Source organism: Candidatus Bathyarchaeota archaeon, assembly GCA_026014725.1.
Classification (GTDB): Archaea; Thermoproteota; Bathyarchaeia; order Bathyarchaeales; family Bathycorpusculaceae; genus Bathycorpusculum.
In genome coordinates this window covers 1-9734 of the sequence record JAOZHV010000032.1, presented here as the reverse complement: position 1 = coordinate 9734, position 9734 = coordinate 1, and the positions used below count along the sequence as shown (strand labels likewise).

Annotated in this window: 13 protein-coding genes; 9 read left to right on the top strand and 4 right to left on the bottom strand. The window is 40.5% G+C overall.

What is annotated here, in order from left to right:
- Window positions 1–321 (bottom strand): hypothetical protein (locus tag NWE95_07020; protein ID MCW4003645.1); only part of this gene is annotated, 321 nt, incomplete at its 3' end.
- A 225-nt stretch (window positions 322–546) separates the two neighbouring features.
- A complete protein-coding gene (locus tag NWE95_07015; protein ID MCW4003644.1) occupies window positions 547–1623 on the bottom strand; it encodes a hypothetical protein in 1077 nt (358 codons plus the stop codon).
- Window positions 1624–2079: 456 nt separating this feature from the next.
- Between NWE95_07015 and NWE95_07010 the strand changes: the two genes are divergently transcribed.
- The 6 genes from NWE95_07010 (at window position 2080) to NWE95_06985 (ending at window position 6055) form a co-directional block, all read left to right on the top strand.
- Window positions 2080–2700, top strand: coding sequence for a hypothetical protein (locus tag NWE95_07010; protein ID MCW4003643.1), 621 nt, complete (start codon window positions 2080–2082; stop codon window positions 2698–2700).
- A gap of 87 nt (window positions 2701–2787) precedes the next feature.
- The gene (locus NWE95_07005; protein ID MCW4003642.1) at window positions 2788–3318 is read left to right on the top strand and encodes a hypothetical protein; all 531 of its coding nucleotides are present in this window, start codon (window positions 2788–2790) and stop codon (window positions 3316–3318) included.
- 142 nt (window positions 3319–3460) lie between these two features.
- Window positions 3461–3859, top strand: a complete 399-nt coding sequence (locus NWE95_07000; protein ID MCW4003641.1) for a hypothetical protein — start codon at window positions 3461–3463, stop codon at window positions 3857–3859.
- Between the two features lie 13 nt (window positions 3860–3872).
- Complete coding sequence (locus NWE95_06995) at window positions 3873–4241, top strand: hypothetical protein (protein ID MCW4003640.1); 369 nt, start codon at window positions 3873–3875, stop codon at window positions 4239–4241.
- Between the two features lie 93 nt (window positions 4242–4334).
- Window positions 4335–4991 (top strand): hypothetical protein, encoded by a 657-nt coding sequence (locus NWE95_06990; protein MCW4003639.1) that lies wholly within the window; start codon window positions 4335–4337, stop codon window positions 4989–4991.
- Between the two features lie 539 nt (window positions 4992–5530).
- Window positions 5531–6055, top strand: coding sequence for a hypothetical protein (locus NWE95_06985; GenBank protein MCW4003638.1), 525 nt, complete (start codon window positions 5531–5533; stop codon window positions 6053–6055).
- A 403-nt stretch (window positions 6056–6458) separates the two neighbouring features.
- Here NWE95_06985 and NWE95_06980 read toward each other — a convergent pair whose 3' ends face one another.
- Window positions 6459–6626 (bottom strand): hypothetical protein, encoded by a 168-nt coding sequence (locus tag NWE95_06980; GenBank protein MCW4003637.1) that lies wholly within the window; start codon window positions 6624–6626, stop codon window positions 6459–6461.
- Window positions 6627–6724: 98 nt separating this feature from the next.
- Window positions 6725–7930: a site-specific integrase gene (locus tag NWE95_06975; GenBank protein MCW4003636.1), complete on the bottom strand. Its 1206-nt coding sequence runs from the start codon at window positions 7928–7930 to the stop codon at window positions 6725–6727.
- Window positions 7931–8136: 206 nt separating this feature from the next.
- Between NWE95_06975 and NWE95_06970 the strand changes: the two genes are divergently transcribed.
- The 3 genes from NWE95_06970 to NWE95_06960 all read left to right on the top strand — a co-directional run.
- The gene (locus NWE95_06970) at window positions 8137–8745 is read left to right on the top strand and encodes a nucleotidyltransferase domain-containing protein (protein ID MCW4003635.1); all 609 of its coding nucleotides are present in this window, start codon (window positions 8137–8139) and stop codon (window positions 8743–8745) included.
- Between the two features lie 37 nt (window positions 8746–8782).
- Window positions 8783–9253: a HEPN domain-containing protein gene (locus tag NWE95_06965; GenBank protein MCW4003634.1), complete on the top strand. Its 471-nt coding sequence runs from the start codon at window positions 8783–8785 to the stop codon at window positions 9251–9253.
- A 266-nt stretch (window positions 9254–9519) separates the two neighbouring features.
- Window positions 9520–9734 (top strand): fumarate hydratase (locus tag NWE95_06960; GenBank protein ID MCW4003633.1); only part of this gene is annotated, 215 nt, incomplete at its 3' end.

Here is a 9734-nt window from a genome sequence, read left to right as displayed (position 1 = left end):
GGTTGTTCTGTAACCAAACACCTTATCGTATTCCTGATGCGACAACACATCCAAAATAAACGGACAACCATTCACAATCGTGTAACACGCGCGAAACCCCTCAGGAAGACTGTACCTGTACAAGTTATTCACGCCATAATGTTCAATGTACCGTTTAGGAATCTGACTTTTCCTAATCAACTCGCCCGCGTACATGTTCTCCCTCAAAACCTCCTTCATATCACCAACCCACTTGGAAATCTTGCTTTGCGCCCCAGCCTTTCTTAGAAGCTCGGCAAGCTCTTCAGAAATGAACACTTTAGGCGCGGGTTTCCGAACCATGCAAAAGAATTAACAAGGGCAGCACGTTTAAGCCTTATCCATCAAACCCAAAACAGCCCTATGCAGGTGCTTTATATAAGACCACTACGGCAAGAGCGCACTAAAACAGGGAGTTCTAAAGAGTAAACGGTAAAACCGTTAAAATAGAGAGTGTTTAATTCCGCATGTAGCGATATTGTGTAGCCCTCGCAATTCGGGTTTTTTATTGTTGCCGTCATCATGGTTTCACCTTAAACAACTCAGCATGTAGATGATGAACCCCAAAAGCAATAATCCCATAATAACTGTTTTACCTGTTGCGTAATCCGTTTTCACTGTTGGCAAATTTTGCGATTCGCTGGGTTTTATGTAAGTTTTTGAAACATAGCTTTCGTAAGGCTCAATAGCAACTTTCTGAGTTTCAGCGCCATGCACATAAACGAATTCTCCACTGTTCAAATTCCGCAAAGTTTCTTTCACACTAACACGGTCTTCTTTCGCAAAGAATCTTGAGATGTACTCAGCATCGTTTGGCTCATCAGTGAAACCGAAATACCTCTGTCGCATGTACCTCATAACAGTTTTGTCAATGAGACCTGCGAACTGGGTAATACACATAAACCGCACGTTATAGTTTCGACCTTCACTTAACAACATAGCGGAATCGCTGAATCGTTTAGCACGCATGAAACCTTCTTTAAAATAGTTGTGCGCTTCCTCAAACACTAAGAAGTATTGCGCTCTTTCGCTGGGTTTTTTCGCTGCTTGATAACGATAGATGTCTCCACAAAACCGTTCTATTAGCTGTTGCCTCTGCAAAACCGAAAGCATGGATATATCAAACACCGTACTCACTTGCGGGATACTTTCGACATATGACACTTTCAACGTTTGCACTTGCGCAATGGAAGAACGCATTTGCCAATCTTGTGTTGAATCAAAAACTATCACGATAACACCGTTCTTTATCAGTTCTTGCGCCACGTACATAGCAATGTCGCTCTTTCCCGTTCCCGTTGTTCCCGAACAGTAGATTCCACTTTTTAGTGCATCTTCATAGTCAAACGAAAAATCAACAAAATTTTCCGTTTCCGCGTACTGTTTCCACTGGTCTTCATAGTCTTTCGCTGGACTGTGCATAAGTTCGCTTCTTGCAGCGGAAAGATAACCCTCTTCTTTGAGTTCGCATAGTTCAGGTTCAATGTCAAAAGCTGGATTGCCCGCTTTTGCTTCACGCATATGGTAAAGCTCTTTAGCTCTTGCAACTATCTCCGTTCTTGTCGGCATCCTGTGGCTGCAACGTTTCCACGTCACATTTTCCATTCTAATTCACCACGCCTAAGACTATGCAAACTCACACTTATAAACGTAGCTCGAAACAAGCCGAATATCAAAAAACAGTCACAAAACAAGCCCTGAACACATTTTAACCCCATATCCCGACGTCTTTATCCCAAAGTCAAACGAACATACAACAACAAGATATGGCTTAAAAAATAGTATTGTCGCAATTTCTTACAACAAGATAAATTCATTTCAATTCGAATATTTTCGAGAATACATGCAAAATTAAGGCTATTTATCGTACGACAAACACTTTTATATTTGAATTTGGCATATTATTCTATAATTGGAGAAATTTCCAATGAACAAAGAAATACACGTTCAAATGTCCGCAGAACTACATAAGCGACTACTCGTAAAAGTTGCAAATGAAGGAACAAAGATTAGCGTAAAAGTTCGTGACTGGATAACTCGTTACTTACAAGGTGAATTGACATGACAATCCGAATTTCAACGCAAGATGCAGATATTATTCATAGAGGTGAAGCAAGATTTCCCACTCAAGGCTCTCAATGCAACGCTTCATGCGCTTTTTATGCTTTCTGTGCAAACAGCGTAGATTTCGAGAAATGCCGAGGATTCATTCTTATGAATGGGGAAAATTTGGCTCTCATAAAACGAAACTTGGATGAAAACACAATCCAATACATTCAAAACTCATATCCAGTTATCCAAAGAAGCTTAAGAAGTGGAGACCGCGAATTCGCGGAAGTTGTAACAAGAGACATTAAAAGACTTGGAGAAATGATTCCGCAAACCTCTAACTCAGAACAAAAAATCATAAACGTTTCACTTTTCGGTGACTACCAACTTCCTCTCAACGCAAACATCACAAAACCAACACCCAACCCCCAACAACCGCAACCAGAAACAACAACCACGTTACATCTCAGAAATTGCGACATTCAAAGAAGCATACAAGAAGACCGCCTTAAACAAACCTACCCCGAATTTTGCACTCCAGAATGCCCACACATGCAATGCCCATACCGCAGAGCACAAAACTACGGGAAAACATGTTTACAAAAAATACAATGGGAACTGAAAAACCCATGAAAACACTGGAAGAAGCGCTCATAAAAATTCAGGAAATCGAAAAAAGAATCGCTAAACTTGAACGAAAAGAAAAGGAGAAAACAAACTATGTTAGTTAAAGAAATAGAAAACCAGCTTACACAATTCTACAAAAAACAAGAAGATTTTTCAATCAAAATAAGAACACAACCAGACCTCAGAATCAAAAGAGAGTTGATGGAAGAAAAAGGCAAGGTTGACCTACAAATTCAAGAATTAGAAACCAAACTGAACGAAGAAAAAAGCAAAGAAAATCGACGTTTAAGAGAAGAAAAGCTGAAACAAGCAATAAAAAACAATGAATTGCGAATGGAAACATCAAGAAACGAAAAAATCCACCCAACAATAGAAGTTATCACACCAACAGCCCACGGCTACACCATCAAAATCAATCTTGCGGAAACTTTAACAGACACACAAGTGGACAGGCTACTTAACCACGGTGAAAACTTACAAATTCCGCTGCAAGATTTTGACCAACGAGAAGCTGAAATCAAACGGCTTCAAATGATGCCGTTCAAAACAGAGCAGCAAAAAAACCGACTTAACGAGTTAAAACACGGAAAATTCCAAAGTTTGCTCATAATTCGAAAAGTCTAAGGTGATTAACATGTCCCCTGTAACAGTCAAAGTTCTCATCCCATTCCAACAGCTATCCCAAAAAACCCACAAGCGGAGACGGCGGAGGACACCCCGCTCCGCTGAATCCGCCTTTTTCTGGTGAAACGTAATGGTTTATATTTTGTCAAACACGAACGAAAAAAACACATGCCACCCACAAACATCGCTTTATGTAGAAGCCAAAGCCTACGGCATGGAAGCTGCAACATACTACTGTGACGGCTCAAAACATGCACTCGGTTCAAGCTGGACTTTTTCAAAACACGTTTTCAGAGTAACCATCGCATTACAATTCACCGACCCAAACACAAAAACCATCAACTGGGAACTCAAAAACGTAACCGATAACATTGTTATCGACTCAGGCAACTTTCAACATACAGGCGCGGATTACACATCCTTCGACAAAATCATCGAAACAACCCAAAACCACACAAACGACACAATCAGGCTAACCACATCAACAACACAAAACGCAAGCATTACCACAAATTTGAATATTACATCACAATTCACGTGAGGTGAAAGAATAAATGGGAAAATGTTGTGGCTGTGGATGCGCAAAGAAGGAGTACAACGCCACTTCAGCTATTGCGGAAGGTAAAATACTCGGAAGCGAAGGGACTTTTAAAGAACACCACTTTCTCATTGAAATGCAGGCTTCTAAAAATCCGCCTTACCCATCCGTGAATATTAACTGTGAACTCAAGAACGTAACTAAGAACGTAGTTATATTTTCCGAAACACGCACCCACGTAAACACAGAAAAACCATACTTTGAAGTAAACAACTTAACCATCACGCAAAACTATGTAGGAGACACCATTCGCTTAACAGTCACTTCACAGTATGTTATGGATTGGATTTTAGCAAAGTGGCTTTTAAACACGGAGTATGAATAAATGCCAGCGTCAACGTGTCCGTAATGCAATGGAAAATTAGAACAGGTCAACATGGTACAGAAGCACGTTAGAGGGAGTGTTGTGGTCACTAACATGGTAAAAACACTCAAACCCATCAAACTAATCAACGCATTCATACAGGCAGAAACCATAGAACAAGGACATCCACTATACCTAATTGAACGAGAATTCCAAGAATGGGTAAAACTCCACGCAGAATTTTTCCTTCAAAGATACAGACAGGCACAAATGGCACACTTCAAGCAGAACGAAACCGCAAACGCACGCTTAGGACTATGCGGACAAAAAGCGTTCGAACTGCTGCTACAACTAATGGAAGTGCCATATGTGCCAAACGACCCAATTATCGACCAACGCCTACAAAAAGACTATGATTTTCTAATCCCAACGCTCGGAAAAATCGAAGTCAAAACCATACACCACTATTGCCGAAAACTCATAGTCAAACTCAGCGAATGGCACAGCAACAATCTATTAATTGTATGGCAAATGAACGAACCAGAAACACAACTAAAAATGATAGGCTGGTTAAACAGGACACAAGTAGAAGCGCACACGGTAACACGGAAAGGAGAAACTAAATATAACCCATACAGCGACGCTTACATCATAGACATAATGGAACTAAACCCCGCAGACACACTAATCGAAAAACTCAAAGAAACAAAACGAAAATTTTTTTTCTCAGAACTGAATATGGGAAAAGTTTACAAATGTAAAGGTTTTTGAGCCGTTGAAGTTCATTCCACGTTTCACATATGCAGACACACAAACAACAACAAAACGAGAACTGCATGAATTGCCTGATACAAAATCACAAAACACCATGGCAACAGATTCAGTGGGAATATTTTTTCCATGCCCTACTCCTCTTAATATAGTATATAGTGAATTTTTAAGTTTATTCACTGTGGTGACACCCATCCTGTGTGAGGGTAGCGGGGCATGGTAATACTGGTTTTTCTTTTGGTGTTACTGGTGTTGGTCGTGTCCAGAACACTCTTAAAATAAACCAAACGGCTTCTTCAATAGATAACTAAACTAAACGCTTTATATACGTATAATATCCGCCAAAAAGCGCCGAGAAATTCCCCTTTGTTCAAATTAGCCGCTTCGACACTGAGAATGAGGAAGATTTTAATTAAATAAATGATACACAGTCTTCTTTAACTACTAAATTCAAAAAACCATAAAAGGCAAAACAATAAAGAATAAAATGAGTGAGGAGCGCGCAGAACATTAGTGGAAAACGAATCTTTGCTTTGCTAATGGTTATTGTACTTGCTGTCATCGTTTTAGTTGTGTTGTACCAACAACAGTTTTTTCAATCGGTCAAGACTTATGCTTTAGGTGAACAAATCAAAGGTTATCCCATTGAGGAACTACAAACAAACATCATTTATTGGAAAACAACAACACAATTTCACGAATCGGGATATTGGTTTGATTCTGAAGAAGGCACCACCTTTGTATTCTTCAATTTTACAATTCAAAATATCGCAAACAAAGAAATCGATTTGTGGGAACATGAACTCTATTTAAAACTCAATTCTGTTCAACCGCCAAAGCTAAAATACGGCACTTACTATGCAGATTCAGACAACGGAATCTCTTCTACAGGAACGTGGTCAGACCATTTGTTAATTAATGACCCTGTCCGCGCTCATGGTACAATGATGCCGAATCAAACGGCAAAGGGATTACTAATTTACAAAATTCTTGAAGGTTACCAACCCACAGAGTTAGTTTATCCTAATGAAGATTCACCAAAATTCGTAATTAGTGTAACCTAATTTTGGCTCCCAACAGATAACTGAAGCTTCACTCTATACCACGTGAAATTGGGGTCTATTTCGGAGCCTCTTCTGGGGAATTTTGAAGGCGGGGGGCTAAAGCGCCTTGGTATGGGTTGGGTTTGCCCATTTGAGCGCTTTCGTGACCTTTCAGTTTTGAGTGTGAGAATATCTAAATCTTCACGGTGTTACCGTCATCTCTCTATCGAGAGCATACGGTCGTAAAAGTAGCCAATGCGGTTAGAATCCGCCTTCTTTAAGCAAAAGAAGGTTAGAACGTTAATAGGATAAGACTGTGAACATGCTGTACATTTCGAACAGGTATTCATAGAGCCTATAATCCGTTTCGAAAGATAGGAAAAAGGGGAGAGGGCATGTACATTTTTGTACATGAATGCGCAGTTTAGTTCTTACCGTCATATCCGCATATTGGACACTGTTCCACGGTTGCACATTCTGCACACATGATTGATTTGCATGATGCGCATTGTGTGTGCGGTTGCGCTGTGGTGATGTTGTGGTTGCTGTCTCGGTTGTTTACGATTTTTCCGCATATTGCACAGCTTTCCATAATTAAGCCTCAATAATAACTTATATTCAAAAAAGGATTTAAATTTTGCTGATATTATTCATATAAATCATAAAAAAGGTAGAAAAGATAAAAAGGGTTTATTTTTCAATCGTGTAATCTTTGCGTACTTTCCAAGATTCAAGTTTTCCGCTAATCCGCTCTTCTATCACTGTAAACCGCGCCTCTGTGTCATGTGCGAATTGAGCTAATTGCTCTTTGAGTGTTTTATTTTCTTCTCTAAGCTTCACGGTTTCTTCGCTCATTTTAACGATTAACTGAGACATCTTTATCATTTCGCTTCGCATGACTTCAATGTCTTTTCGTGCTTGCGTGCCATGATTCACGGTTAAGTATTGGAAAGCCTTGTTGTAGGCATCTATTATCGTGGCTTGGCTAATAGCATATTTTTCTCTTGCTCCTTCTCTTTTGTGTCCGAAAAGCGTGTCCTTGATTTCCTGTGTCAAGTTTGCTCTCAAAAGTGCGTCGTTATATGCGTCTCTTAGGCTTTTGGTTTTGAACTCTTTCGCTCTGTCTTTCCCGTAGGTCTTTTCTACCATCGTTTTGATTATGTCGTTAATGAACCGTGTCGTTAATCGCTCTCCTTTTTGGCTTATGAACATTGGAGTTTTTCCAGTTTTATCAGGTTTCAATTGGTCTTTAGCTTCACGTTCTTCTAACATTGCTTTAATGTCGTGAACGCACTCTTCGCTTAAGCATGTTCTCTGTAAAACATTAGTTTTCTCTCGATACATTGTTATTGGGTAGTGTCCTTCGCATTGTTGGATATTGGGCAAATCTTCAACGTTCAACGAACTAACATCGGTTTCGCTAAATCCGCTATGATATAAGCACAGTAAAAGCGCACGGTCTCTTGCGTCTCCGTGTTGATAGATTTGTTTGACTTGTTGGTTATCTGGAATCCACTCTTTAACCACTTTATCTTCTGCTCTTGCTTCGACCTTTAGCTCTCCGCGTTTAAAACGCAACGGCACACGATGTGCCGAAAAGAAACTCAAGATAGGTGTCAACGTGCAGCTTATACTTGAGGGTTTAAGATTCTGAGTGATTAGCATGTTCTTAAACTCAATAACCTTATCCTCAAAGAAACCCCGCTCTTTCGGGTTATCACTCTGCAAATCTTTAATGCGCTTTTTGAATTGCTCCGTGGGTGTCATGCCAATGAAGTTAAGCCATTTCGGATAGCGCTCTCTGTAATTCTTTTGAGTGCGCTTCCCCACTTTCGAAAGCCATTCGACAGCGTAAGGGTCTTTTTCCCATTCTTGCACTTTATGGGTCTTCGGCATTGCTTTTTCACTCTCCTATATGTTGATTCAACTCTCTAAACTTTTCGGCAAAACCGCAAAACCCCTTAGTTTCTGCAAAACGCTCAAACCGTAGCATCCATATAAGGGGGTTATAGTCTTTTCCAAGCGCTAGAGAACACGCGCGGAAATAATGATGTGCTGGTTTTGCGTAAGCCTTAATAGCAACTGGAAGCATTTCCTTCCATATGGAAGAAAAAACTGCCAATAGTTTCAGGATACTCGCACTGTACCGAACAGACTACGCTGCAAGCCTGCACGCCAGAGCCATGGCGAAACTACTAAACACAAGCCACATGACCCTGTTACCGCACCTGAAAAAACTTGAACAACACAAAATACTCCAATCCAAAAAAGAAGGCAGAAACAAACAATACACCCTCAACAAAGACAACATCCTCACAAAACACCATCTCACAATAACCGAAGAACTCACCACAATAGCCTACCTACAAAAAAACTTCCTCATAAAAAAACTCGCCGAACACCTAACCAACACAGACACGGCAAACCCGCTTGTTCTCTTCGGCAGCTACGCAAAAGACTATGCTACAGAAGAAAGCGACATAGACCTACTCATCATAGGCAAACTCGCTCCAAACCAACTAAGCCGAATAAAAAAATTCGAAACAACATTCGGCAAAACAATCAACATAAAAACCGCCACCGCTGACAACTTCAACACTGGTTTACGAACAGGCGATATTTTAATAAAGGAAATAGTCAGAAACCACATAATCCTCCAAAACGCAGACCCCTTCGTAACCACGCTATGGAGGTTTCACACTGAACGATGACGAAGCCATAACATGGTGCTTCAAACAAAAACGCGGAATACGCCTAACCGAACCAAACCCAAACCTTGCAAAAGCTTATCTCAAAAAAGCAATAAGCGCACTAAACACAATGACTGCAGCACTGCAAATCAAAGAAACCGACTGGACAGCAACAACCGCATACTACGCAAGATACTTCGCACTATACGCATTGCTAATGAAAATAGGCGTCAAATCCGAAATCCACGACTGCACCATCAACACAGCAAAACTCCTCGCAAAAAACAAAATCCTCAACCCACACCTAATCACCGACATCACAAAAGCCAAACAAACAAGAATCGACACCCAATACTACGTAACAAAAGAACTCACCCAAACAGACATCAAAAACAACACCGAAAAAGCACGCAAATTCGTACTACAACTCGAACAAACCATAGAAAACATCACACAACAACAAATCAACACTATACGAACACAACTCAAGAAAGCTCAAGAAACAGCACATTCCTTAACTGCCCAGTAAAAATGAGCCATTCATAACACAGGAAAAATCGCCTACCACAAGAAAAAACAGCCACACCAGCGTCAACAACCCCAAACTAGAAGCCCTAATCAAATCAAGCACAAGAATCCCCTAAGCTGTACTGCACCTAAACACCTCTGCACAGGTGCTTCATATAAGGAGATTATAATCTTTCCCAAGCGCTCACGCACCAAACCAAAACACACCAAATTATAAGTACAAGCCACACTCTATAAAAGAACACCGACAAACAAGTGAAACCCACCTTGAACCTGACACGCACCATAGAAAACACAGCCATCAACCTCATAAAACAAGCAGTCACCTACCTACCCGAAGACATCAAACAAGCACTCCAAAAAGCCTACACTGAAGAAACAAACACAACCGCAAAAACACAACTAAAAACCATCCTCTGCAACATCGCACTAGCCGAAAAACACCAAACCCCAATATGCCAAGACACAGGCACAATAACATT